Here is a 26,030-nt window from a genome sequence, read left to right on the forward strand (position 1 = left end):
CACCGTCGCCGTGACCGCCGTCGCCATGACCACCGTCGCCGTGACCACCGTCGCCATGACCACCGTCGCCATGACCAGCGCCGCCGTGGCCACCGTCGCCGTGACCGCCGTCGCCGTGGCCACCGTCGCCGTGACCGCCGTCGCCGTGACCACCGTCGCCATGGCCGCCGTCGCCGTGCCCATTACCGTGGCCATCGCCATGACCGTCGCCGTGACCGTGGCCATCGCCGTGACCGTGGCCATCACCATGCCCGTCACCATCGCCGTGCCCATTACCGTGGCCATCGCCATGACCGTCGCCGTGACCGTGGCCATCGCCGTGACCGTGGCCATCACCATGCCCGTCACCATCGCCGTGCCCATTACCGTGGCCATCGCCATGACCGTCGCCGTGACCGTGGCCATCGCCGTGACCGTGGCCATCACCATGCCCGTCGCCATCGCCGTGCCCGTGACCGTGGCCATCGCCATGACCGTCGCCATCACCATGACCGTGTCCGTGATGACCATGACCCCCCGTATCTCCGCCGGAATCGCCGCCGCCGGAATCACCCCCGCCGGAATCGCCGCCGCCGGAATCGCCGCCGCCCGAATTGCCGCCGCCCGAATTGCCGGGGCCTGAGCTGCCGTTTCCGGTCGATCCCGATCCCGTGCCGCCCCCGGTGCTGCCGGACCCGCCCGTCCCCCCCGCGCCGTTCGTGCCGCCCGCGCCCGCGGTTGAACCCGGCCCCGCGCCGACCGAGCCCGAACCGGAGCCCGTGCCCTGACCCGAGCCCGAGCCGGCCGCGTTGCCGCCGCCCGCTCGCGATCCCGGCGAGCCATCGCTGCCGCGGCCGCCTTCGAGCAAGAGGACGACCGACGACTGCGTATCGACCGACGGTTCCGTCGACGGCGACATGCCCGCCGGCGAATCCGCCGCCGCAACCGTCATCGCCCCGCTCAGGCCGACGGGCGCACACCCATCGGAAGACTGGCTGTTGCAAGGAATCGCCGTCGTTTGCGCGGACGCAAAATTGGCGGCGGCCGCGGCGATTACGATCGCGCTGAGCTTGATCACCGTGTTCAAGGTTTTTTTCTTAGGATTACTCATGTGTGCCCCGTTTAGTCTTTCGTCGTCACGCGCCACGTGAAGCATCAGACGCGATGTGGGGCAAGAATGACAGGCTGTACGCCGCGTTCTGTGCGGTACTTAACCCGGCGCTGGGGCGTCGTCATTTAACGACGTGCGAGACCTCGCAGAGAACGTTTGCGAACGATCGGCGATAAGAGAAATGCGATAGCGATCGTGGCTTCATGCGCCGGATCGTTACCCGGCAACGGCGGACATTGCGTGCGCGCACATGAAGCATCGAAGCGTCGAAACACGTTGGGCGAAATCGTTTCGAAAGCTTTGTATCGATGAATCGTAGGCTATCTGTATGGTTGGGGCGTCGTCAAGCGCCTTGTGTGTGATGGACCGCAAATGACGATAAGGAATGCAAACTAATCCAGATAGATTCGTCTGACATATAACATTGAACAGCGGGAAATGGACGTTGAAACGCAAACGAGCGGCCACATTGGGCCGCTCGTTGAATCATGCCGCCAAGGGCATGAGCGAATCGAATCGAACTCGACGGATCTTCAGACCCGCTGAAAATTACATGGGGTGGCTTGCCACGAAGTTCTTATACGCCCAGTAAGCATCCTTCGGCGTCTGACCGTCCGACTTCATCAGGCCGAATGCGCCTTCGCTGTCGTCATACAATTCGAACGCTTGAATCGACTGGATGTTGTACTTCGAGGCCACGCTCTGGAACTGGGCCATCATGCGGTTGCCGGCCATGTACGAGGCGATCTGCGCATCGGTGCCGTAGTTCGGACGCACGCCGAATTCGTTGATCCACACGGGCTTGCCGAAGGAATGCAGCACGCCGAGCATGTCGTAGCAGCCCGTGCCGCCGCATGCGCGCGTCATGTCGCCCTGGTCCGAATACCAGTGCCATGCGGTGATGTCCCAGTTCACGGTCGGATGGCCGCGGGTGCCGTCGGGTTGCGAGCCGTCCATGAGCATCTGGAAGAACGAGTAATGCAGCCACGTACCGTTCACGATGATCTTGGCCGAGCCATCCACCGACTTCACGCCTGCAATCAGACCGCGGATCACGCCACGCGCGACCACGAACGGCTGGTTCCTGTACTGGTTCCACTTCGTTCCGTCGACGTTGCCGTTGAGCGCTTGCGCCTCCAGCTCGTTCGCGACTTCGTAGTACTTGTACTTGTACGTGCCCGCGACCTGCTTGCCGAGGTTGTAGCCCGCGTTATAGGCGTCCTGCTCGTTATTGAAGCCGGTGCCCAGCATGATCACGGGGTACACCGTCACGCCGCCTGCTTCCATCGTCTGCGCTATCTTGGCGACGACCTTCGCCGAGGCCAGGTTGTACACGGAGTTACGATAAATCTTCGCGCCGATATCGCGCAGTTGCGCGAGTTGCGTCGCGACGGCCGTGGAATCGTACGCGCCGCCGTTCGTGTTGCGGCCATTCGCGCCGTAGAAGATCGACGTGCTGGTCGAAGCCTTCGCGGTCGAGTCCGGCAGGGCGCTCTTGTCGGTCGCGGCGAGATCGACATCGCTGCCGCCGCCGCAAGCGGCGAGCAGCACGCTCGTCAGCACAGCGGTCGCGATCGCGGCGGCCTTGCGCGCCGAAAACAGGTTGAACGAGCGAGGAGTGTTGTGTTTGCGGTTCGTCATTGCGTTTAGCATTGCTAATCTATTGCGCAATGCTCGTGAATTCTCAGCACGCTGCAGGACCCTCCCGGCAATTGCGAGATCCAACAAGGGTATGTTGGCATCACGCGGATCCGTGGCCCCGCCGGTATGACATTAGTTAGTCATCCAGACGACAGGCGAAACACGACCGGCTACGCGACGCCAGAATCGGGGCGTAGCAAGTAGCCAGAACGGCACGGATTTGCTGACAAGGTCCAGCGCGCAACACGGCAAGCGCTGGATGGCGGAGTCGAGCAAACAGTTGCGTTCGCTCGCATGGACCTACGAAATGACGAACAAGCTCAATTCGAAGGCGGGCGTCGTCGGAAGGTGGAAACGTTTGCGTCGCGACGGTCAGAAATGCCGATTATTTCGACTCGCTGACACCGTGCCGGCAACCGTTGCCGAAAATCAGACAACGGACGCAAGGTTATCGTCTTATGAGATGAATGTAAACGACTGCAACAGCAAAAAAATCCATTCGCTGAGTTAGCCACAGCAAAACTTACTTATTCATCGGTGGAATGGGGGTTGCGGCTGGCTTCGGACGCTAACAACGCAGAAGGGTCGAAACAGGATAAGCAGGAGTACGGAAATGCAGCGTCTAACGGCCAAAACGTCTGACGAAACAGTAGAAGAGCCACGGATGAATTTTGAGCATGGCCATCACAAAAGACAGCTTCGGGCGATGGTCCGAATACATGCCGAGCAGATGCGCCAGGCGAAGTCGTTCGGCGACGCTGTCTAGGATAGGCTTCGCCAGCCCATACGTCGGCGCCTTGATCGCAGCCTGGAATGCGATGGTGCGATAACCGTAGACATATTTCAGTCTGAAGAGAAGTTTGCGGTAATTTCGAATCGGCATCGACGCCGTGCTTTCTTCGACGCGGTCCATGATGGCAAAGATGTCGACGATCTTAGGATTGAAACGCGTCGAAATGCCCGATTCGCGATACATGTACGAGTACAAGGTATCCGGCATGAGCCGCACGATATTCGACTTGCCTAGCGTCTGCACGGACACGCAGATATCTTCGTAAATCAGTCCGCTGGGATGTTTGATCGCAAGAAAGATGGAGCGGCGCACGAGCTTATTGAAGCAATATGCCTGCATGGACAGATCGAGAATCTTCTCGACCGCCTCGACGCCGCTCATGATGGCGTCGCCGGCTTCGACGCGATAATTGATCTTGCCTTCCGGGCTGATGTTCTCCGCGGCAAAGATGACGACATCCGCATTGTGCCGCTCGGCTTCTTCGATCACCCTGCGCACGAGATCGTGATGAACGTGGTCGTCGCTGTCCACGCACAGGACATATTCGCCGCGGGCCGCAAGCGCCGCGATCCTTCGCGTCTCCGCGAGGCCCTTGTTTTCAGGGTTTTTGATGAACTGCCAGCGAATTCTCGATTGCTGTTCGAGGATGCGCAAGGTAATTTCGCCCGATCGGTCAGGACTGCTATCGTCGACGGCGATGATCTCGAAATCGGTGGAGGTTTGTGACAGTAGTGAGTCGAGACACTCTTCGATATACGGCTCAACTTTATACACGGGCACGAGAACACTGATTTTTGGCGGTGCGGACATGAATGTTTTACCCTTTTAACTGCACGGGAGTGCTTATTCAGGAAGGCGACTGCGCCCAAGGAGTTTACTTTGGATGCGAAGAGTATGTACTAGGGTTATTCAGCAGTTCTGCTTTCACGATGTGAAGCGCAACGCACGCACGCGAAGAAGAACCGAATGCGTGCATTGCGCAGATCGATCAGAACGCCGATGTATTTCACATGGCGTGAAGCGGCTGATACGCGATCAACGGCCAAGCCCGTTTGCCGCGATCTGCTGCTCCACGTATTGCGCGAAGAGCGCATGCATGCGCGTGGTGGGATGAAGGTCGTCCGCGAACATATAGGTCTGGTCCGCGTTCGAGGAGGCATACGTAGCGGGCGAGCAGAGCAGCGACGTGTCGTGCGGCGTCTTCGAAGGATCGCATGCCTGCGCGGTATTGGATACGGTGAAACCGTTGGCCTGATAGTTCGCGATGGTTTGTGTCGTCCAGGTATAAGCGTCGATCTGGATAACCTTACCTTGCAGACCGTTCGCCTGCAACGCGGCGTTGAGCGTCGTGTTGAAGAGTTGCGAGAGCTGCGTGAAGTTCGCGCCGCCATCCGACGATTTGATGCCGTCGGGCGAGAGTCCGATGTTCGGCACATTGATCACGACCACATGCGTCGCGCCGCCTTGCACGATCTGCCCGACGAGTTGCGCGAGCGTCGTGGCGGCCGTCTGCACGGTCGTGTTGGCGGCGGGCGGGCTGCCGGCGCGCAGCACGTCGTTCGCGCCGCCCCAGACGAGCACGAGCTGGCCCGGGTTGAAACTGCCGTGAGCGGACAGATAGCTCGCAATCTGCTGATTGACGGGCATTTCGATATCGCCGATCACGTCGGTCAGGAATTGATTCTGATTGGCCGGCGTGGCGACGGTCGAGCCGCCTTGTGCATAGCCCAGGCCGCCGCGCGCCTTCAGTTCGTGGCCGAGATCGATGGTGAATGCCGCAGTGAGCGTGTCGCCGTAATACTGCGCGACGTCCTGCGTCCACACCTGGCCGGGATTCGTCGTGAAGCGTCCGCCGCCGACCGCGCCAGCGATGGGCGCATAGGTTCCGACGTCCGAAAGGCTGTCGCCGAACGATACAACCTGCAATTTGACGCCGCCCGCCGGCTCCGTCGAGCCGCTCGAGCCGCCTGAGCCCGAGTCGCTTCCACCGCCGCATGCGGTAAGCCATGCAACCAGCAAGGCAGAAATTGCCTTGCGCAAGCCGAGTGAAATTCCGCTATGACGCATCGCTCGTCCTTCCGTCGTTCGTTAGGGCGGCTCTCGGCCGGACGATGAATCGTCAGGCGGATCGAAGCCGCGACCCCTGGAAACGGCAAGCAAGAAAGATGCGCTGCAGCGCGAAAGGACCTTATTCGGTCGCGCAGTCGTTGCACGTATTGTCGATATAGCGGGCCGCCTTTCCTTTCTCCGGCGGGCTGATCTGCATATAGCCGCCGTCGAGCACGTTATGGCGGACGACGTTGCCGCTATAGTCGACGCCGCCCTCGCCATTCGACCCGCCGGTGATGTTGCCGCCATTGATCATGCGATTGCATTCGAGGACATTGCCGCCTGTATCCTGCGTGGCGTCGTTGTTCTCGGGGCCCATGCGGCAGTTGTCGGCGAGGTTATAGGCGACGCGTCCGTTGACCGATCCCACCAGCGCGACGCCGTAGAGCGGGCAGTTCGCGAACGAGTTGAACACCAGCACCGCGCCGGTGCCGCCGCCGTGCCCTTCGGTCTGAAACATCGACTGGCCGAAAAAGTCGCGGAAGCTGTTGCCCGCAAGAATAAAGTGATCGACCGCGCCGTTCGTCTGGACAGGAATATCGTAATGACCGGGATTCTCCCAATCGCGGATGCGCGTCGGATTCGCGCCCACGAAGTTGCAGCCGACGAGACTGTTCCCCGTCGACGGGCCTTCGTAATTGAACATGTTGCTGTCCGCGCGAACCGTCTTTTTGAGCGTGACGCCGGGCTCGCACTGAATATGCCGGTTGCTCGCCGTGACCACGACCGTGTGATTGAGCAGATACGTGCCTGCGGGCACGAGCACGTCGCCGGCGTCGACCGCGGCCTGGAACGCCCTGGTGTCGTCGGTGGTGCCGTTGCCCTTTGCGCCGAAGTCCTTCGGGCTGCGCGGATTGACCAGTTTGGGTGGCACAAACGCGGTCTGCGGGCAACTGGCCGTGGCCGGGACGGGCGACGTGTCGAGGCTCGCGTGGATGCCGCTGCCCCAGCCCGTCGTGCGATACCACCAGCGCATGAAGCCGCCGCGCGAGAAGTGGTCCTGCAAGCGGCCTTCGTCCCATGCGGCGTAGGCGGCGTGAACCTGCGTCTTCACGCCCGGCACGGCCGCCGCGAAGGCGACAACGCCAACGACCAGCACGCCGATCACGATGGGTCGTCTCATTGCGTGTCCCCCATCCTATAAACGAATTTCAATTCCGACCGTCCATGATAGTTCGCGTGGCGCGCGCCGCCGAATGCGCGGGCCGCCGAATGATCCCGAAGATTTACCCGGCGCGGCCGCGCCATCGGTGCGATAACTCACTTCCCGCGTGAAAAACCTCTGCGGATTGGTCTTCCGCGAAAACGGGTGGCGCGTCGAACAGTCGATGCCTTGTCTTTGCTGCACGCTCCTTTTCGATTCATCCAACAAAAGAAGCCATGCCGGAGGAAAGGTGCTGACCGCAACCGTGCAATCGGTAAGAGACCGGGTAAGAAATCGTCTGGGCGGCGTTCATCAGGACCACAAGCGCATCGCGAGAAGCGCGCTCGTCCTGCTCGTGTTCGTGCTCGCCGGAAAGCTGATCGGCGCATCGAAGGAAATGGCGATCGCGTACCGCTATGGCATCAGCGGCGCAGTGGACGCCTATCAGCTCGCGCTCACGCTCGTCACGTGGCTGCCCTCGACCATCACCAACGAACTGAGCGTCCTGCTCGTCACCGCGCTCGTCGCGCTGAGAAAGGACAAGGCGCAGCAAGACCGGTTTCTCGGCGAACTGGAAGGCGCGGGACTCGCCATCGGCATCGTGGTTTCGCTGCTGTTGTATTTCTTCTGGCCGCACATGGTGGGCTTCTTCTCGGGAAGCCTCTCCGATTCGACCCGCGAAATGTGCCGTCAGATGGTCATCGGGATGACGCCCGCCGGCGTGCTCGCCTTCACGATCTGCATCTCGTCGGCGCGGCTGCAGGCGTCGGAAAAGCACATCAACACGCTGCTCGAATGCGTGCCGGCCATCGCGCTGCTGGCGTTCGTGCTGAGCGCGCGCGAGCACGCATCGATCATGCCGCTCGTGCTCGGCACGACCATCGGCATCGCGATACAGGCCGCGTGGCTGCGCATCCTGGCGCGCAAGGCGGATGCCGCGCCCGCCCGGCCGCGCCTGTCTCTGAGCGCGCCGCAGTGGCCGCGCATGATGCGCTCGCTCGCCATGCTGCTGATCGGCTCGGTCGTGGCGAACCTGTGGCTGCCCGTCGACCAGTATTTCATGGCACAACTCGGCGACGGCGCCATTGCGACGCTCGGCTACGCCAATCGCCTGCTGTCGCTCCTGGTGAGCATGGGCGCGATCGCGATCAGCCGGGCGACGCTGCCGATTCTCTCCGAGATCCTGCATCGCGGCGATCATACGCGGGCGCGCAGCACGGCGCTGAAATGGTCCTTCGTGATGCTGGCGGTGGGGACCGTCGGCGCGGGCATCGCCTATGCGCTCGCGCCGTACGCGATCGCGCTGCTGTTCCAGAAGGGCGCGTTCACGAGCGAGGACACGATCGCGGTCACGCGCCTGTTCCGCTTCGGGCTTTCGCAGATTCCGTTTTCCTTCGGCATGTGCGTGCTCATCCAGTTGTTCGCGGGCGAGGCGCGCTACAAGGCCATCACCGTGATATCCGTGATCGGCTTCGCGGCCAAGCTGGCCGCCAATGCGGTGCTGGTGCGCTTCCTCGGCCCGCTGGGCGTGCCGCTCGGCACGGGCGTGGGCGCGGCGAGCGTGATGGCGTGCTATCTCTTCTGGACGCGATTCGCGCCGCCTTATGCACCGGACGCCGGCACGGACCGGTGAAGGGCTGAGCGCTTCTTTTCGACGCCCCAAAAAAATCAGCCGCCCCGGACCTGCGGGCGGCTGATGTCGAGAGGCCGTGACAACTACGCGTTGCGAATCACGCCGCGAGGCGCGATGTCCTGCGCACCGGAGCCCTCCGCGACGCCATACTCGCCGTCCAGCGCGGCGGCGGCGGCATACACGCCCGGATCCTCGATGACGCCGCCGTGATCGCCCGGCACTTCCGCGACGGTCAGACCGCGGCGCGCGATCTTGCGCCACAGCGGCAGCGGATCCCCCCGGTCTTCCTCACGCCCGGATGCGCGCACATAGACGATCCGCCCGCCGTCGAACGGCCTCGGCCGGTAGTTGTTCATCGCGGTGCGGAACGTGTTGCGCAACTGGCGCAGGACCGGCGGCATCGGATCGGCGGCTGCGTTCGGACCCGGCGCGGCCTGCACCTGCGGCACGCGGCCGAGGCGCATCGCCAGCTTGTTGCGCGCGGCGGCGTACTTGGTCGCGGCGAACCCGGCGCGTTCACGCGGCGACATCTCCGCGAGCGTCTTACACAGGCGTTTCACATAGTCGCACCGGAATCCGACCATCGCGAACCACGGCAGCCAGCGTTCCTCCACGTAGGTGTCGAGCAGGCACACGAATTCCGTCTGCTCGCCCGCGACGAACAGTTGCTGCGCGACTTCGAGCGCGATCAGGCCGCCAAAGGAGAAACCGGCGAGCGCATACGGCCCCTTCGGCTGAACCTTGCGAATCTGTTCGACGTAGGTCTTCGCCATGTCCTCGACGCGGTGCTGCGGCGGCGTTTCGCCGTCGAGCCCGAGCGCCTGCAGGCCGTACACCGGACGCGACTTGCGCATCGTGCCGATGAGCCGGGTGCATTCGAGCACCGATCCCGTCACGCTGTGCATGAGGAAGATCGGCGTGCCTTCGCCTTCGCGCATCGGCACGAGCACTTCGGAGGTCTGGGGCAGCGTGCCTTTCTCGATCACGTCGGCAAGTTTCGCGATGGTCGGCGCGCGCAGCATCGTCGAGAGCGGAATCGGGCGGCCGGCGACCGGCTGCAATTCCGCGAGCAGACGCGCCGCGAGCAGCGAATGGCCGCCGAGTTCGAAGAAGTTGTCGTCGCGGCCGATCGGCGCGAACGCGAAAAGCTGCTCCCACTTCAATTGCAGCAGCCGTTCCAGTTCCGCGCGCGTCGTGTAGGTCTGCGGGATGTCGTCCGCGGGCGGCTGCAGGGCGGGGTGATTGCGGATCGAATCGAGCGAGGCCGGATTGCGCAGCGCGGACGTGTTGGTGACATCGAGTCCGTTCACCGCATTGCGCACCGCGGTCTCGGTGAGCTTGCCGCTATGCGTGATCGGCAGGTCGTCGACGGCCGCGATCACGTCCGGCACGTGCGCGGCCGAGGCGCGGCGCACGATGTCGCGGCGAATCCGCGCGATCAGCGCGCCGCCGAAGCGCGCGCCGGGCTTGAGCGTGACGAGCAGCACGAGCCGCTCGCCGATGGCGTGGCCCGGCCCGCCGGCGGGCCGAATGCGTTGCTGCACGACGATGCCGTCGCGGATTTCCGGAATGTCGTTCAGCACGCGATAAATCTCGTCCGGCCCGACATTGATGCCGCGCACGACGAGCACGCCGTCGCTGCGCCCATGCAGGCGCGCCGTGCCTTCCGGCGGAAACTCGATCTGGTCGCCGTGCGTCCAGACGCCGGGATTGGCGCTGAAGTACGCCTTGTGGAAACGCTCGCCTTCGGGATCGTTCAGAAAGCCGAGCGGGCGCGACGGGAACGGATTCACGCACACCAGCTCGCCGACGCCCTCGGCGCGCGCGCCGTCGCGCCACGCCTCCACGTCGAGCGCAAGGCTCTTGCACTGCGCCTCGCCCGAATAGACGGGCAGGTTCGGGTTGCCCAGAACGAAGCAGCCGAGAATATCGGTGCCGCCGGAAATCGATTGCAGGCGCAGCGGCTTCACGTTGTCGCGCACCCATTCGAACTGCGAGTCGAAGAGAATCGCGCCGGTGGACATCATCGAGCGGAGGGCGTGCAGATCGAATTCGCGCGAGGGCACGAGGCCGGCGTCCTCGCACATCTTCAGATAGGCGGGGCTCGTGCCGAAGGCGTTGACACGCTCGTCGGCAACGAGGCGCCACAAGGTATCGACCGATGCGATCGGCCCGTCGTAAGTGACGATTTCCACGCCCGACGCGAGCGCCGACAATTGCCAGTTCCACATCATCCACGCGCAGCTCGTGTGAAAGTACATGCGCTCGCCCGGCTTCAGGTCGCAATGCAGCCGATGCTCCTTCAGATGTTCGAGCAGGCTGCCGCCCGCGCCGTGCACGATGCACTTCGGCTTGCCGGTCGTGCCCGACGAGAACATCACGAAGAGCGGATGATTGAAGTTGAAGCGCTTCCATTCCAGGCGGCTCGCATCGCCGGACGCGATGAGCACGTCGAGCGCATTGACGGGCCGCGCGGCGCGCAAGGCGCTGGGGTCGCCATCGATCGCGACGATGCCTTCGAGCGACGGCAACGCCCGCGCGAGTGCGACCATCTTGTCGACGAGCGGCGTGCCGGTATCGAACGCTTTCGCTTCGGTGTGCGCGAACAGAAAGCGCGGCGCGAGTTGCGAGAAGCGGTCGAGCAGCGTTTCGATGCCCATCTCCGGCGCGGCGGTCGAAAGCGTCGCGCCGATCGCGGTGACGGCGAGCGCGGTGACGATCGCGTTCGCGTCGTTGCGCATCACGCCTGCGACGCGGTCGCCTTCGCGCACGCCCAGTTGCGTGAGCGCGTCGGCGAGACGCGCCACGCGCTCGCGCAATTCGCCGCGCGTGTAGCGCACGCGGCGGCCGTCGGCGTGACAGGCGGTGAGCGCGGGGGCGTCGGGGCCGGCAATCGCAAAGCCGAGCAGATTATCTGCGTAGTTCAACGATACGCGCGGAAAGAAGCTCGCGGTTTCGCACTCATCGCCGACACACACCGGTTCGGCTTCGCCGGACCATGCGAGTCCGTGCGACCAGTCGATGAAGCACTTCCAGAATTCCCGATACTCCCTGACCGAAAAATCATGCAGTGCGCCATAGCGCGCGAAAGACTGCCCCGTTCGTGCCTGCAGCGCCGCGGTGAACGCGGTCATCTGTGAATCCGCGGCGCGCGCGGGATCCCGGTCGAAAATCGGCAGACGCGAACTCGCCTCGTTGGGCGATTCCGAACGATTCATCATTGGACTCCCTCAATGGTTGCGGCAATACCGTACACGGCCGGCTTGCTTTTTTTATTTGTTGAAACGGTCGATCCATGTCCGGCGCTGAGCGCTCTGGCTTTATCGAGGTCCGATTCCGGGCAGACCTCATTCCATCGACAAAAGCGTATCCAGCCAGATCGCAGGACAATGTGCGGTGGTAAACAGAACGCATCGGCTCGGTGCGAGAATCGGTCAGAAGTATGCGAACAGGTGTTAGGTGTCCGCTGAAAAACGAATTTCGTCTCAGCGCGCGTCGTCATTCATACCGATTTCTGGCGCGGATTTATTCCGCGAGATTTTCATCTGATGATTTTTTTGCGGCAGAGGAGCGATCATGCTTACGCAAAAAACGAAAGACATCGTCAAGGCCACCGCGCCCGTGCTGGCCGAGCACGGCTATCCGATCATCCAGCGTTTCTATTCGCGGCTGTTTCAGGCGCATCCCGAGTTGAAGAACGTCTTCAACATGGCGCATCAGGAGCAGGGCCAGCAGCAACAGGCGCTCGCACGCGCCGTGTACGCGTATGCGGAGAACATCGAGAACCCCGAGAGTCTCGCGGCCGTGCTGCGCAACATCGCGCACAAGCACGCGAGCCTGGACGTGCGCGCGGAGCACTATCCGGTCGTCGGCGAGCATCTTCTGGGCGCGATAAAGGACGTTCTCGGCGATGCCGCCACCGGCGAGATCATCGCCGCCTGGGCGCAGGCCTACGGCAATCTCGCCGATGTGCTGATGGGCATGGAGAGCGAGCTGCGCGAAACCTCCGCGGCCCAGCTCGGCGGATGGAACGGCTGGCGGCGCTTCGTCGTGAAGGACAAGCGCGCCGAAAGCAGCGTGATCACGTCGTTCGTGCTGGAGCCGGTGGACGGCAAGCCCGTGATGAACTTCGAACCCGGCCAGTTTGTCAGCGTGGCGGTGGAGGTGCCCGCGCTCAAGCTGCAGCAGATCCGGCAATACAGCTTGTCGGACATGCCGAACGGTCACAGCTATCGCATATCGGTCAAGCGCGAGGAAGGCGACGCGACGCGCCCGCCCGGTTATGTGTCGTCGCTGCTGCACGAGCATGTCGGCGTGGGCGACGAACTCGCGCTCGCCGCACCGTTCGGCACGTTCTATATCGATGTCAACGCCACCACGCCGATCGTGCTGATCAGCGGCGGCGTCGGCCTCACGCCGATGGTCAGCATGCTCAGGCGCGCGATACAGAACCCGCAGCGGCAGGTGGTCTTCGTGCACGGCGCGCGCAATGGCGCGGTGCACGCGATGCGCGACCGGCTGCGGCAAACCGCGGCGACGTACGCCAACTTCAAGGCGTTCGTCTATTACGACGACCCGCTGCCCGCCGACGTGCAAGGCGAGGATTACGACCGCAAGGGCTTCGTCGATCTGAACGAACTCAAGGCGTTGATCCTCCAGCCGGACGCCGATTACTACATCTGCGGGCCGATTCCGTTCATGCGCATCCAGCATGACGCGCTGAAGGCGATGGACATACCGGAAACGCGGCTTCACTACGAAGTCTTCGGACCGGACCTGTTTGCGGAGTGAGTGCGCGCGGGTTGGCGCGGTTCGCGTCCTTATTACTTTTCCATCGACCGCAAGCACGCAAACGCCGCTATCGATAGCACGATTCCTCGTTTAGCTCACGCTAATCGCGTTGCTAACATCGACAACGATGTCTCAGCACAACGAGGAATTACGCATGTCCGACCGCAACAACGCGCGCTTCGTCCCGGCGCGCCGCCGCACGCTTCTCACGCTCGCCGCGCTCGGCGCGGGGCTCTCGGGCGGCGTCGCCTCAGGCATCGCGCGCGCCGCCGATGCGCCGAAAACGCTGCGCATCGGTTATCAGAAGTACGGCAACTTTGTGGTGCTCAAGGCGCGCGGCACGCTCGACAAGCGTCTCGCCGCGCAGGGCGTCACCGTGCAATGGCTCGAATTCCCGGCTGGGCCGCAATTGCTCGAAGGCCTCAATGCGGGCGCGGTCGATATCGGCACGGTCGGCGAGACGCCGCCGATCTTCGCGCAGGCCGCGGGCGTCGATTTCGTCTATATCGGCGCGGAGCCGCCCGCGCCGCACGCCGAAGCCATCGTCGTGCCGAAGGATTCGGGCATTCGATCGGTCGCGGAGTTGCGCGGCAAGAAAGTCGCGCTCAACAAAGGGTCGAACGTGCATTACCTGCTCGTCGAGGCGCTCAAGAAAGCGAAGCTCGGCTGGTCCGACATTCAGCCGGTCTATCTCGCCCCCGCCGATGCGCGCGCCGCCTTCGTGCAGGGCAGCGTCGATGCATGGGTCATCTGGGACCCGTATCTCGCGGCCGTCGAAAAGCAGGCCGGCGCGCGCCAGCTTACCGACGCGAGCGGCATCGTGCGCAACGTGCAGTACTACCTCGCCACGCGCAAGACCGCGACGGCGCAGCCGCAACTCGTGCACGCCGTGCTCGAAGAACTCGATCAGGTCGATCGCTGGGCGCGCGAGAACGTGCCCGCCGTGGCCGCGCAACTGTCGCCGCTCGTCGGCCTCGACGCGGGCGTGCTGGAAACCGCGCTCAGGCGCACGTCGTATGGCGTGAAGCCGATCGATCCGGCCACGCTCGCGTATCAGCAGCAGATCGCCGACACCTTCACCGAGCTCAAGCTCATTCCCAAGAAACTCGACGTGACCGAGGCGCGCTGGAACGTCGCCTGAACGTCGGCCATCACGAAATCGAAAAAGGTATTCAGCGATGAATGTTTTCTGGTTCATTCCCACGCACGGTGACAGCCGTTACCTCGGCACGTCGCAAGGCGCGCGGGCCGCGAATTACGACTACTTCCGCCAGATCGCCGTGGCCGCCGATACGCTCGGCTACGAAGGCGTGCTCCTGCCCACCGGCCGTTCCTGCGAAGACGCATGGGTGGTGGCGTCGAGCCTCATTCCCGCGACGAAGCGCCTCAAGTTCCTCGTCGCGATCCGGCCGGGCCTGAGTTCGCCGGGACTTTCGGCGCGCATGGCCTCGACCTTCGACCGGCTTTCGAACGGGCGCCTGCTCATCAACGTCGTGACGGGTGGCGACCCGAACGAGCTTGCGGGCGACGGCGTCTTCCACGATCACGACACGCGCTACGAAATCACCGACGAATTCCTCACCATCTGGCGCGGCCTGCTCGAACAATCGCACGAGAACGGCAGCTTCGATTTCGACGGCAAGCATCTGCAATCGCAAGGCGGCAAGGTGCTGTATCCGCCGGTGCAGAAGACGCATCCGCCGCTGTGGTTCGGCGGCTCGTCGCCGGCGGCGCACGAGATCGCGGCGAAGCATATCGACACGTATCTGACGTGGGGCGAGCCGCCCGAAGCCGTCGAAAAGAAACTCGCCGATATCCGCCGCCGCGCCGCCGACGAAGGCCGCTCGATCAAGTTCGGCATCCGCCTGCATGTGATCGTGCGCGAAACGGAACAGGAAGCCTGGGCCGACGCCGACAAGCTCATCAGCAAGCTCGACGATGAAACCATCCGCCGCGCGCAGGCCTCGTTCGCGAAGATGGATTCGGAAGGCCAGCGCCGCATGGCCGCGCTGCACGGCGGCGATCGCAACAAGCTGGAGGTGTATCCGCATCTGTGGGCGGGCGTCGGGCTCGTGCGCGGCGGCGCGGGCACCGCGCTCGTCGGCAATCCGGAACAGGTCGCCGGCTTGATGAAGCAGTACGCGGAACTCGGCATCGACACGTTCATCCTGTCGGGCTATCCGCATCTGGAAGAGTCGTACCGGTTCGCCGAACTGGTGTTTCCGCTGTTGCCGCGCAAGCAGCGCGAGCAGGCGAGCGGACCGTTGTCGGGGCCGTTCGGCGAAGTCATCGGCACGTCGGAACTGCCGAAGGTATCGGCATCATGAAGCTGCAAGCCATCGCCCGCCGCGCGCTGCCGTGGCTCGTGCCGGTGCTGATCCTCGTCGCCTGGGAGAGCGCCGCGCGCACGGGCGGGCTGTCGTCGCGCGTGCTGCCCGAGCCGCTCGCGGTCGTGAAGGCGGCGTGGGCGCTGATCGAATCCGGCGATCTGTGGGCCAACGTGAAGGTCAGCGCGGGCCGCGCGCTCGCGGGCTTCGCGATGGGCGGCGGCATCGGCTTCGTGCTCGGTCTCGCGACCGGTCTCTTCAAGCCGGCCGAAGTCGCGCTCGATTCGACCGTGCAGATGATCCGCAACATTCCCGCGCTCGCGATGATCCCGCTGCTCATCCTGTGGTTCGGCATCGGCGAGGAAGCGAAGCTCGTGCTCGTGGCGCTGGGCGTGTTCTTCCCGGTCTACGTCAACACGTATCACGGCATTCGCTCGGTCGATCGCGATCTGATCGAGATGGCGAAGAGCTATGGCCTGTCCGGCTTCGCGCTGTATCGCCATGTGATCCTGCCGGGCGCGTTGCCGTCGATTCTCGTCGGCGTGCGCTTTGCCTTCGGGCTGATGTGGGTGATGCTGATCGTCGCCGAAACCATTTCCGCGCAATCGGGCATCGGCTATATGACGATGAACGCGCGCGAATTCCTGCAAACCGATGTCGTCGTGGTCGGCATCCTGCTCTACGCGCTGCTCGGCAAGCTCGCGGATTCCCTCGCGCGCGCGATCGAACGCGCGACCTTGCGCTGGCATCCGTCCTACCAAACGAAGGCGCAATCATGAACCTGATGGAGTTCGACACGCTGGCGCCCGCGTTCAGGCGCGAGCAACCGCAACCGCATGCGCGCGCGCCGTTCGCGGGCCGCGATCTCGCCGTGTCGCTGCGCGGCGTGGAAAAGCGCTTCGGCGAACGCACGGTGCTCGATCAGTTCGATTTCTCGATCGAACGCGGCAGCTTCGTATCGATCGTCGGCCGCAGCGGCTGCGGCAAGTCCACCTTGCTGCGGCTCATTGCCGGGCTCGACCGGCCGACGCATGGCACCGTGCAGCGCAACGGCTTGCAGATGCGCATCATGTTCCAGGACGCGCGCCTGTTGCCGTGGAAAAGCGTGCTCGACAACGTGATGATCGGCCTGCCGCGCGACAAACGCGACGAAGCCCGCGCGACGCTCGCCGAAGTGGGGCTGGCCGAGCGCGAGAAGGAATGGCCGTCGCGCCTGTCGGGCGGTCAGCGTCAGCGTGTGGCGCTGGCGCGCGCGCTCGTGCACCGGCCGGATCTGCTGCTGCTCGATGAACCGCTCGGCGCACTCGATGCGTTGACGCGCATCGAAATGCAAGGCCTGATCGAGCGGCTATGGCGCGAGCACAAGCTCACTGCGCTGCTCGTCACGCACGACGTGCAGGAAGCCGTGTCGCTCGGCGATCGCATCGTGCTGATCGATGCGGGACGCATCACGCTCGATACCGACGTGCCTTTGCCCAGGCCGCGCACGCGCACGGCGCCCGGTTTCGCCGAACTCGAGGAACGCGTGCTCGCGCGCGTGCTGCAGCGGGCCTGAGCGTCACGTCTCCAGCGGCACCGCGCTCACGCACTTCAGTTCGTCGAGACAGACGCTCGATTTCACGCCGCTCACGCCGGGAATGCGCATCAGCGTGTCGAGCAGAAACTCCGACAGGCCCTTGAGATCCCGCGCGATCACCTTCAGCATGTAATCGATATCGCCCGTGACGGCGAAGCACTCCTGTATCTCCGCGAGCCTGCCGACCACGCCCTTGAACTTGGCGAGGTCGCGCACGTGGCCGCGTTCCATCGTTACCTGAATGAACGCGACGACGCCAAAGCCAAGCGCCTGCGCGTCGAGTCGCGTTTCATAGCCCTTGATCACACCCAGCTCCTCAAGCCGCCGATGCCGCCGCAGCGTCTGCGCGGGCGACAGATTGATCGCCTCCGCAAGCTCGAGATTGGAGATGCGTCCGCGGGACTGCAGCATCCCGAGCAAACGCAGGTCGATACGATCGATCTCGATAGTCTGCAATTTTCTTTCTCCTATGGGCCCGGTGATGAAATCCGGGCTCGCAAACTAGGGTTTGTCTGCGCGCTTTAGGAAATCATATTGTGCGGCAACAAATTTACACTGTTTCCCCTAAATCGAGCATTAGGAGAGAGACACGTGGCACATGAGGGACACGGCACGCTCAAACGCGGCCTGAAGAACCGTCACATTCAGTTGATCGCGCTCGGCGGCGCGATCGGAACCGGCTTGTTTCTCGGCATCGCGCAGACGATCAAATCGGCGGGACCGTCGGTGCTGCTCGGCTATGCGATCGCGGGCATCGTCGCTTTTTTCATCATGCGGCAATTGGGCGAGATGGTCGTCGACGAGCCTGTCGCGGGTTCGTTCAGTCGTTTCGCCGATAAATACTGCGGGCAATACGCGGGCTTCCTGTCGGGCTGGAATTACTGGGTGCTCTACATTCTCGTGTCGATGGCCGAGCTTTCCGCCGTCGGCATCTACGTGCAGTACTGGTGGCCGGGCATTCCGACATGGGTCTCCGCGCTCGTCTGCTTCTGCCTCATCAACGCGATCAATCTCACGAGCGTCAAGTCCTACGGCGAGCTGGAGTTCTGGTTCGCGATCGTGAAGGTCGTGGCGATCGTCGGCATGATCGGCTTCGGCGGCTATCTGCTGTTCTCGGGCGCGGCCGGACCGGAAGCGAGCGTGAGCAATCTGTGGCGTCACGGCGGCTTTTTCCCGAACGGCGCGTCGGGTCTCGTCATGGCGATGGCCGTCATCATGTTCTCGTTCGGCGGGCTCGAACTCGTGGGCATCACGGCTGCCGAAGCGGACGATCCTTCGCGCACCATTCCGCAAGCGACCAATCAGGTGATCTATCGCATCCTGATTTTCTACGTGGGCGCGCTCGGCGTGCTGCTCTCGCTGTATCCGTGGACGAAGGTCGTCACCGGCGGCAGCCCGTTCGTGCTGATCTTCCACGCGATGAACAGCAACATCGTCGCGCACGTGCTCAACGCAGTGGTGCTGACGGCGGCGCTCTCGGTCTATAACAGCGGCGTGTACTGCAACAGCCGCATGCTCTACGGTCTCGCGCAGCAAGGCAATGCGCCGCGCGCGCTGCTCAAGGTCAACAAGCGCGGCATTCCGCTGATCGCGCTCGGCGTCTCCGCGCTCGCGACCGCTGCATGCGTGCTCATCAACTATCTGATGCCGGGCAAGGCGTTCGAGTTGCTGATGGGGCTTGTCGTGTCGGCGCTCATCATCAACTGGGCGATGATCAGTCTCATCCATCTGCAATTCCGCCGCGCGAAAGCCCGTGCGGGCGAAACGACCGTGTTCAAGAGCTTCGGCTATCCGCTCACCAACTATCTGTGCCTCGCGTTCCTCGGCGGCATTCTGGTGATCATGTGCCTGATTCCCGATCTGCGCATGTCGGTCTATCTGATTCCGGTGTGGCTCGTCGTGCTGGGCGTGGGTTATGCCGTTCGCAATCGTCGCCGCGCGAGTGCGGCGATGCCGTCGCGCGTCTGACGTAAGGAGACTTTCATGTTCGAACACATCGATGCCTATCCCGGCGATCCGATCCTCACGCTGAACGAAGACTTCGCGAAGGACCCGCGCGAGGACAAGGTCAATTTGAGCATCGGCATCTACTTCGACGACGAGGGCCGTCTGCCGGTCATGCACGCCGTGCGCGAAGCCGAAGCGCAAATGCTGGCCGAGCCCGCCGCGAAACCGTATCTGCCGATGTCGGGCCTCGCCGCGTATCGCGACGCGGTGCAATCGCTCGTCTTCGGCGAGGCTTCGGCCGCGCGCGCCGAAGGCCGCATTGCAACCGTGCAGACCCTGGGCGGCTCGGGCGCGCTCAAGATCGGCGCGGACTTCATCAAGCGTTATTTCCCCGGCAGCCACGTCTGGGTCAGCGATCCGACGTGGGACAACCATCGCTTCATCTTCGAGCGCGCGGGCTTTACCGTCGGCACGTATCCGTACTACGACGATGAAACCGGCGGCCTCAGGTTCGACGCGATGCTCGCGGCGATCCGCGATCTACCCGCGAAGAGCGTGGTGCTGCTGCACGCGTGCTGTCACAACCCGACGGGCGTCGATCTGAACGATGCGCAATGGGCCGAGCTCATCGGCGTGATGAAGGCGCGCGATCTGCTGCCGTTCATCGACATGGCGTATCAGGGCTTCGGCGCGGGGCTCGATGCCGACGCCTTCGCGATCCGCGAGCTGGTCCGTCAGAACGTGCCCGGCTTCGTCGCCAATTCGTTCTCGAAGAACTTTTCGCTGTACGGCGAGCGTTGCGGCGCGCTCTCGGTGATCTGCGAATCGGCGGAAACGGCCGCGCGCGTGCTCGGCCAGTTGACGGGCGCGGTGCGCTCGAACTACAGCAATCCGCCGACGCATGGCGCGAAGATCGTCGCGCGCGTACTGACGACGCCGGCGCTGCGCGAGGCATGGCAGGACGAACTCGCGTCGATGTGCAAGCGCATCGAACGCATGCGCGTCGCCATTCACGCGCGTTTGCGCGGCAACGTGCCGGATGCCATGCTCGCGCGTTATCTGGAGCAGCGCGGCATGTTCACCTACACGGGGCTGTCCGCCGAACAGGTCGATGCGCTGCGCGAGCGGCATGGCGTCTATCTGATCCGCTCGGGCCGCATGTGCGTGGCGGCGCTCAACGGGCGCAACGTCGAAACGGCTGCTGAAGCCATCGGCGACGTGCTCTCGAAAGCGTTCGCGTAGCCGCTCATTTCCGGCTCATTCTGCGCGCGCAGACTGCATCCATCGCTCACCAAGGAGGGATGCAGTCATGAAAACCTATGTCGATGTCCTGCTCGACCGGCTCGATGAAGACGCCGGCCGCGCGGTCCTGCGCTATCTCGGCGAAGACGTGACGGCCGGCGCGTTGCGCGCGTCGGTCTATCGATACGCTCGCGCGCTGCAATCGCTCGGCATCGGGCGCGGCGATTTCGTCGCGATGTTCGCGCCGAATTGCCCCGATGCGCTCGCCATCCGCTATGCGACGAACCTGCTCGGCGCGGCCACGATGTTCCTGCCGGGAATCGCATCGGCGGAGCGCCGCGCGGCCTTCGTGGCCCGCATGCAGCCAACGCTGCTCGTCGCTTTCGCCGAGACCGCGGATCTCGTGCCGCCGCGTTGCGCGGCGCGTCTCGCGTATGTCGGCGCCGGTCCCGCGCGCCTGCGCCTGGACATTCGCGCGCGTGTGCAGTGCGATTCGCCGCTACAAAGCTCAGCGATGCCCGACGATCTTGCCGTGGTCGTATCGTCCGGCGGCTCGACCGGCGTGCCCAAAGCGAGCCGGCGCAGCTTCGCCACCTACTCGGCGATGGTCAGCGCGCCGAGCCCGGCGGACCGGCGTCAGCTCGTCAATGGCGCGCTGGCGTATCTCTCGCAGGTGCTCGTCGACAACACGCTGATGGGCGGCGGCACGGTCGTGCTCGAACCGCACTACGACGCCGCCGGAACGCTCGCGGCCATCGAAGCCGAACGCATCACCGATGTCCTGCTCGTCGAGCCGCAGCTCTTCGAGACGATGGATCACGCGGACGTCCGGCATCGCGATCTGTCTTCGCTGCGCTCGATCGCGCATATCGGCGGGTCGGCGCCCGCCATCCTGCGGCGGCGCGCGATTGCCCGGCTCGGCCCGGTGCTCACGCACATGTACGGCGCGAGCGAAGCGGGGCTCGTGAGCGTGCTGTCGCCTGCGGACTATCGGTCCGATCCGGGCCTGCTGGACAGCGCCGGGCGCATCCGGCCCGGCGTCGACGTGCGCCTGCGCCGCGCCGATGGCACGTTCGCGCGCACGGGGCAGCACGGCCTCATCGAAGTGAGGTCCGCGGCGATGGCGCAGGGCTACTATCGCCAGCCGATCGAATCGGCGCAGAAATTCCGCGACGGCTGGTGCCTCACGGGCGATGTCGGCTTCATCGACGCGAAGCTCAATCTGCATGTGCTCGGGCGCGCGGCGGATGTCGCCGAGATCGATGGCCGCGCCATCGGCCCGGCGCAGATCGAAGCGCCGCTATGCGCCTTGCCCGACGTGCGTTACGCGCGTGCCGTATCGAGCGGCGACGCGACCTGCGGCTATGTGTGGAACGTGGTGGCCGTGCCGTGGCCGGGCAGGCGCATCGACATCTACGATTGCCTGCGCGTGCTCGAAACGGCGTGCGGCGCGCGAGTCGCGCAGGCCGTGCGGATGATCGCCGTGCCGCGCGTGCCGCTGACCGAGCAGGGCAAGGTGGACCGCGCGCGGATCGGGCGGATGTTCCGCGATGCGTCGAAGCGGCCGGTCGAGGAGCAATACGCGGCTTGAAGCACGGGCGGCGCTATAGGTCGCACCGCGCCTTCAGCAGTTCCAGCATGACGCGGTCGCGTTCCGTTTCCATCGACTCCCGCGAGCGGCCGTCGAGCGCCGCGTTCATCCCGTCGACGACTTTGCGCTGAAGTTCGGGCGTCAGTTCGGGGGTGCCCAGATCGTCCCACCAGCTTTGCATCGGCGGGCCCAGATGGTCGAGCGTATGTTGCAGGCCGCCTTCGCCGCCCGACAGATGCAGATTCGCGAACGGTCCCAGCACTGCCCATCGCAGGCCGGGACCGTAGGCGATGGCGTCGTCGATATCCGCGACGCTGGCCGCGCCGATCGACACGAGATGAAACGCCTCGCGCCACAGCGCCGCCTGCAGGCGGTTGGCAATGTGACCTTTCAGCTCCTTGCGCGGATGGATGGGCCGCTTGCCGATCGCGCGGTAGAACGCCATCGCGCGTTCGAGCGAAACCGCGGAGGTCGCTTCGCCGCCGATCACTTCGACGAGCGGAATCAGATGCGGCGGATTGAACGGATGCCCGAGCACGACGCGCGACGGATGACGGCATGCACGCTGCACGCGGCTCATCAGAAGACCGGACGTGCTCGATGCGATCACGACGTCCTCGGGCAACGCCGCATCCATTCTGCGCAGCAGATCGAGCTTGAGGTCTTCGCGTTCCGGCCCGTTCTCCTGCACGAACTGCGCGCCGGACAGCGCGCTTTCCAGATCTTCGTGAAAGGTCAGATTCGACTGCGACGCGCCGTTCGACAAGCCGATCCGTTCGAGCGCCGGCCAGTGCCGCGCGACGGCTGCCGTGAGCCGTTCACGCGCGCCGGGCGCGGGGTCCGTCGCCGATACCCGAAGCCCGCGCGCCAGAAAATACGCGGTCCAGCTTGCGCCGATCACGCCCGTGCCGACCACCGCGACGCGTTCGATTGTTGGGTCCGTCATTTGCATGTCTCCAGCGACTCGGCGGCGGCTTCGTCGTGCAATGGCGCGAGGCCGATGATCTCGCGCGCTTCGGCGGGCGTGGCCGGCTCGTAGCCCATCTCGCGCACCAGCCGCACGAGCCGTTCGACCAGTTGCACGTTGGTCGCCAGTTGCCCCTGCCGATAGTACAGATTGTCTTCGAGCCCGACGCGCACGTGTCCGCCCAGCAGCAGCGAGTTCATCGCGGCCGGCAACTGCGCCGCCCCGATCGCGCTGACATTGAACACGGTGTTCGCCGGCAGATGATCGACCATCGTCTGCAGGAGGCGCGGCGTATAGGGCAGCGCGCCCTGAAACGCATTCGCACCGATGACGATGTTGATGAAATGCGGCGCGTCGTCGAGGCCTTCGTTCAGCGCGCGCTGCACGTCCTGAACGATGTCGGCGAGGCCGAACACTTCCCATTCGGGCTTGATGCCGCGTTCCTTCATCATGCCCGCGATCTGCCGGATGCGCGACGGCGGCGTGGCCACCAGAATTTCCTTGCCTTCGAAGCTCGCGATCACGGTTTGCGCATCGAGCGTGCACATTTCGACGCCTTCGGCCTGCATGCCCTTCAGGCGCTCCTCCCACATGATTTCCCACAGCCCGTTGTCGAGCGCGCGCACCATGTCGCCGTTGATGCCGCCGCCGGTCGAATTGTTCAGGATGATGTCGCACCTGGCGCGGATGAGGCTGTTGATCTCGCTGTAGATCGCGGGGTTGCAGGTCGCCTGATCGTCCGGACGGCGCGCATGCACGGCGACGACGCTCGCGCCGGCGTTGTAGCAGCGGTAGGTATCGTCGGCGATCTCGCGCGGCTGCGTCGGCAGGTTCGGGTTCATCTTCTTGGTCGCCATGCCGCCCGTGGGCGCGACCGTCACGATGACTTTGGGTTTGCTCATGATGTGTGTCTCCGAATGAAGTTTTTTCAGGAATGCGCGGCGTCCGTTCCTACCCGCAGCGCACGCTTGGGCAGGCCGATCAGCACCGTCAGGCAGCCGATCAGCACCACCGCGGTCAGCGCGAGCAGGCCGGTCTGAATGCTGCCCGTCGCGCCCTTGATCCAGCCGATCACCGTCGGGCTGACGAAGCCGCCGAGAATGCCGAGCGAACTGATGACCGCGATGCCTGCGGCGGCGGCGTCGCGGCCGAGATAAGTCGGCGGAATCGACCAGAAGAGCGAACCGCCGCCGAAGATGAAGAACGAAGCGATGCACAGCAGCGTCATGACCGGACCGACGCCCGCCCCGGCGAACGAAGTCGATGCCAGCGCGATCGCCCCGATGGCGAGCGTGCCGCCGACATGCCAGCGGCGTTCGCCGAAGCGGTCCGAGCTGCGGCTGATGACGAGCACACCGAGCGCGCCGAAGAAGTAGGGGACAGCGGTGAACCAGCCGATCGTCGACAAGTTGGCGATGCCGATGCCCTTGATCATCGTCGGCAGCCAGAAGGTCACGGTGTAGACGGCGCACGCCGCGCAGAAGTAGACGAAGGCGAGCACGTAGGTCATCGGATCGGCGAGGGCGGCAAGCAGCTTGCCGTGGCCGCCGTGCGCGGCGTCGTGCTTGTGGTCGGCGGTCATGGCCGCGCGCACCGTCTCTTTCTCCGCCTGACTCAGCCACGCCGCTTCGGCGGGCTTGTTCGGCAGCATGCGGTAGAGCAGGAACCCCAGGAGGACCGTGGGCAAGCCCTCGACGATGAAAAGCCACTGCCAGCCGTGCATGCCGCCGAACCCTTCCATGCCGCTCATGATCATGCCCGACAGCGGACCGCCGAGCACGCCGGTGATCGGCATGCCGAAGAGGAAAAGTCCCGTCACGCGGCCGCGGCGCTGGCTCGGATACCAGTACGTGAGATACAGGATGATGCCGGGGAAGAAGCCGGCCTCGAAGACGCCGAGCATCAGGCGGATCGCATAGAACTGCCACGGCGCCGAGACGAAGGCGGTGGCCGCGGACGTCAGGCCCCACAGCACCATGATGCGCAGGAACGTGAGCCGCGCGCCGATCTTTTCGAGCAGCAGATTGCTGGGCACTTCGAACAGCAGATAGGTGACGAAGAAGATGCCCGCGCCGAGACCGTACACGGCGTCGGAAAACGCGAGATCCTGCTTCATCTGCAGTTGCGCGTAGCCGATGTTGATGCGATCGAGAAAGGCGAACACGTAAGCGATCAGCACAAGCGGCATGACGCGCGCACTGATCTTGCGAAAGACGGCGTCTTCGGCGGAACGGCCGGGCGAACTGTCGATGGCCGGCGCGCCGGTCAGCGAGCGAATGCGATTCATTGCGTGTCTCCGTTATCGGGTATGACACGCATTATTTCGGGCACGCATGATCGCAACTGTCGATCGGGCGACAGTTAAGGTCAGCGTATACGAGCAGAACTATTGCGCGATGGCCTGCAAGCCCGGCAGATCGAGGATGACGATTTCGCCGTACTCGGCGCGCACGAGCCCGGCCTGCTTGAAGCGGCTCATCGCCTTGTTGCAGGTCTGGCGCGACACGGCCGCGAGATTCGCGAGCTCCTCCTGCGAGATGCGCAAATGATTCGTGCCGCCCGGGTTCGACAGCGGATGAATCATGCCCACGAGCGCGCGCGCCACGAGGCTGTCGGTATCGAGCAGGCCGTGCGCGGCGGCGACGGCCATGAACCAGTGCAGGCGCTCGTTGACCTGCAACAGCAGGAATTCGTTGAACGACGGCTGATGCGCGCGCAGCCAGTCGAACGTGGCGGACGGAATCTGTGCGACGCGGCTGTCACGCAGCGCGATGAGATCGGACTGGCGCGGCGTGCCGCGGATCAGCGTGCCTTCGCCGAACCAGCTGCCGACCGACTGGCCGCCGAGCGTCACGGTTTGTCCGTCGCGCGCGGTGATCGACCATTTGATGAGGCCTTCGAGCATGCCGAACCAGACGTGTTGCCGCTCGCCATGATGGCCGAGCACCTGGCCCATGGCGACGGCGCGCTCCGACGCGTGCGCGCGCACGCGTGCCTGCGCGGGTGCGTCGAGCCGCACGAACCACGACGACTGCCCGAGCAGTTCGTCGAGGGTGAGCGACGGCGCGGACATGCGTTTGCGGCGGGTCATGGCTTCGGGCTCACGATTGTCGCGCGATCGACAGTGTCGCGACGCCGGGACGGGCACAATGAGGCTATTCGAAGGAGGGTCATGGACT

At 64.3% G+C, this 26,030-nt stretch carries 21 protein-coding genes; 11 read left to right on the forward strand and 10 right to left on the reverse strand.

Features of this window, described 5'->3' with window-relative positions:
* On the forward strand, positions 1 to 622 hold a 622-nt coding region (locus AWB70_RS38675; RefSeq protein WP_235024150.1), incomplete at its 5' end, for a hypothetical protein.
* Between the two features lie 274 nt (positions 623 to 896).
* Positions 897 to 1,130 carry a hypothetical protein gene (locus AWB70_RS38680; RefSeq protein ID WP_045459907.1) on the forward strand — a complete coding sequence of 78 codons (234 nt, stop codon included), beginning with the start codon at positions 897 to 899 and terminating at the stop codon, positions 1,128 to 1,130.
* Positions 1,131 to 1,639: 509 nt separating this feature from the next.
* On the opposite strand, the gene AWB70_RS06410 is transcribed toward AWB70_RS38680, so the two are convergent.
* From AWB70_RS06410 to AWB70_RS06425, 4 genes are all read right to left on the reverse strand, one after another.
* Positions 1,640 to 2,731, reverse strand: a complete 1,092-nt coding sequence (locus tag AWB70_RS06410) for a glycoside hydrolase family protein (protein ID WP_053571073.1) — start codon at positions 2,729 to 2,731, stop codon at positions 1,640 to 1,642.
* Between the two features lie 622 nt (positions 2,732 to 3,353).
* Complete coding sequence (locus AWB70_RS06415; protein WP_053571075.1) at positions 3,354 to 4,334, reverse strand: glycosyltransferase family 2 protein; 981 nt, start codon at positions 4,332 to 4,334, stop codon at positions 3,354 to 3,356.
* A gap of 225 nt (positions 4,335 to 4,559) precedes the next feature.
* Positions 4,560 to 5,591, reverse strand: a complete 1,032-nt coding sequence (locus tag AWB70_RS06420) for an SGNH/GDSL hydrolase family protein (RefSeq protein WP_053571076.1) — start codon at positions 5,589 to 5,591, stop codon at positions 4,560 to 4,562.
* Positions 5,592 to 5,712: 121 nt separating this feature from the next.
* Positions 5,713 to 6,756, reverse strand: coding sequence for a glycosyl hydrolase family 28-related protein (locus tag AWB70_RS06425; RefSeq protein WP_053571077.1), 1,044 nt, complete (start codon positions 6,754 to 6,756; stop codon positions 5,713 to 5,715).
* 271 nt (positions 6,757 to 7,027) lie between these two features.
* Between AWB70_RS06425 and murJ the strand changes: the two genes are divergently transcribed.
* Positions 7,028 to 8,410 (forward strand): murein biosynthesis integral membrane protein MurJ, encoded by a 1,383-nt coding sequence (gene murJ / locus AWB70_RS06430; RefSeq protein ID WP_053571078.1) that lies wholly within the window; start codon positions 7,028 to 7,030, stop codon positions 8,408 to 8,410.
* Between the two features lie 83 nt (positions 8,411 to 8,493).
* Here the strand turns inward: murJ and AWB70_RS06435 are convergent, their stop codons facing one another.
* Entirely contained in the window at positions 8,494 to 11,628 is a 3,135-nt protein-coding gene (locus AWB70_RS06435) for an acetoacetate--CoA ligase (protein WP_053572045.1), read from the reverse strand.
* Positions 11,629 to 11,986: 358 nt separating this feature from the next.
* Between AWB70_RS06435 and hmpA the strand changes: the two genes are divergently transcribed.
* From hmpA to AWB70_RS06460, 5 genes are all read left to right on the forward strand, one after another.
* Complete coding sequence (gene hmpA, locus AWB70_RS06440; protein WP_053571079.1) at positions 11,987 to 13,201, forward strand: NO-inducible flavohemoprotein; 1,215 nt, start codon at positions 11,987 to 11,989, stop codon at positions 13,199 to 13,201.
* Positions 13,202 to 13,355: 154 nt separating this feature from the next.
* Entirely contained in the window at positions 13,356 to 14,342 is a 987-nt protein-coding gene (locus AWB70_RS06445) for a sulfonate ABC transporter substrate-binding protein (RefSeq protein WP_053571080.1), read from the forward strand.
* 37 nt (positions 14,343 to 14,379) lie between these two features.
* Positions 14,380 to 15,528 carry an FMNH2-dependent alkanesulfonate monooxygenase gene (gene ssuD, locus AWB70_RS06450; protein WP_045459914.1) on the forward strand — a complete coding sequence of 383 codons (1,149 nt, stop codon included), beginning with the start codon at positions 14,380 to 14,382 and terminating at the stop codon, positions 15,526 to 15,528.
* Positions 15,525 to 16,307, forward strand: coding sequence for an aliphatic sulfonate ABC transporter permease SsuC (ssuC, locus tag AWB70_RS06455; RefSeq protein WP_053571081.1), 783 nt, complete (start codon positions 15,525 to 15,527; stop codon positions 16,305 to 16,307). The genes ssuD and ssuC overlap by 4 nt, the downstream gene beginning before the upstream one ends.
* A complete protein-coding gene (locus tag AWB70_RS06460; RefSeq protein ID WP_167351014.1) occupies positions 16,304 to 17,083 on the forward strand; it encodes an ATP-binding cassette domain-containing protein in 780 nt (259 codons plus the stop codon). The genes ssuC and AWB70_RS06460 overlap by 4 nt, the downstream gene beginning before the upstream one ends.
* 3 nt (positions 17,084 to 17,086) lie before the next feature.
* On the opposite strand, the gene AWB70_RS06465 is transcribed toward AWB70_RS06460, so the two are convergent.
* Positions 17,087 to 17,560 (reverse strand): Lrp/AsnC family transcriptional regulator, encoded by a 474-nt coding sequence (locus tag AWB70_RS06465; RefSeq protein WP_045459923.1) that lies wholly within the window; start codon positions 17,558 to 17,560, stop codon positions 17,087 to 17,089.
* A 135-nt stretch (positions 17,561 to 17,695) separates the two neighbouring features.
* On the opposite strand from AWB70_RS06465, the gene AWB70_RS06470 reads away from it, so the two are divergent.
* From AWB70_RS06470 to AWB70_RS06480, 3 genes are all read left to right on the forward strand, one after another.
* A complete protein-coding gene (locus AWB70_RS06470; RefSeq protein ID WP_053571082.1) occupies positions 17,696 to 19,072 on the forward strand; it encodes an amino acid permease in 1,377 nt (458 codons plus the stop codon).
* Between the two features lie 15 nt (positions 19,073 to 19,087).
* The gene (locus tag AWB70_RS06475) at positions 19,088 to 20,293 is read left to right on the forward strand and encodes an amino acid aminotransferase (protein ID WP_053571083.1); all 1,206 of its coding nucleotides are present in this window, start codon (positions 19,088 to 19,090) and stop codon (positions 20,291 to 20,293) included.
* A 67-nt stretch (positions 20,294 to 20,360) separates the two neighbouring features.
* The gene (locus AWB70_RS06480) at positions 20,361 to 21,884 is read left to right on the forward strand and encodes a class I adenylate-forming enzyme family protein (RefSeq protein WP_235024151.1); all 1,524 of its coding nucleotides are present in this window, start codon (positions 20,361 to 20,363) and stop codon (positions 21,882 to 21,884) included.
* Between the two features lie 13 nt (positions 21,885 to 21,897).
* Here the strand turns inward: AWB70_RS06480 and AWB70_RS06485 are convergent, their stop codons facing one another.
* The 4 genes from AWB70_RS06485 to AWB70_RS06500 all read right to left on the reverse strand — a co-directional run bounded on the left by AWB70_RS06485 (position 21,898) and on the right by AWB70_RS06500 (position 25,942).
* A complete protein-coding gene (locus AWB70_RS06485) occupies positions 21,898 to 22,830 on the reverse strand; it encodes a 3-hydroxyacyl-CoA dehydrogenase NAD-binding domain-containing protein (protein WP_053571085.1) in 933 nt (310 codons plus the stop codon).
* Entirely contained in the window at positions 22,827 to 23,753 is a 927-nt protein-coding gene (locus AWB70_RS06490) for a beta-keto acid cleavage family enzyme (protein WP_053571086.1), read from the reverse strand. Before AWB70_RS06490 ends, AWB70_RS06485 begins: the two co-directional genes overlap by 4 nt.
* 26 nt (positions 23,754 to 23,779) lie before the next feature.
* The gene (locus tag AWB70_RS06495) at positions 23,780 to 25,138 is read right to left on the reverse strand and encodes an MFS transporter (RefSeq protein WP_053571087.1); all 1,359 of its coding nucleotides are present in this window, start codon (positions 25,136 to 25,138) and stop codon (positions 23,780 to 23,782) included.
* 99 nt (positions 25,139 to 25,237) lie between these two features.
* Complete coding sequence (locus AWB70_RS06500; protein ID WP_053571088.1) at positions 25,238 to 25,942, reverse strand: Crp/Fnr family transcriptional regulator; 705 nt, start codon at positions 25,940 to 25,942, stop codon at positions 25,238 to 25,240.
* Positions 25,943 to 26,030 lie beyond the last annotated feature (88 nt).

Origin of the sequence: Caballeronia cordobensis (assembly GCF_001544575.2) — a bacterium.
Classification (GTDB): Bacteria; Pseudomonadota; Gammaproteobacteria; order Burkholderiales; family Burkholderiaceae; genus Caballeronia; species Caballeronia cordobensis.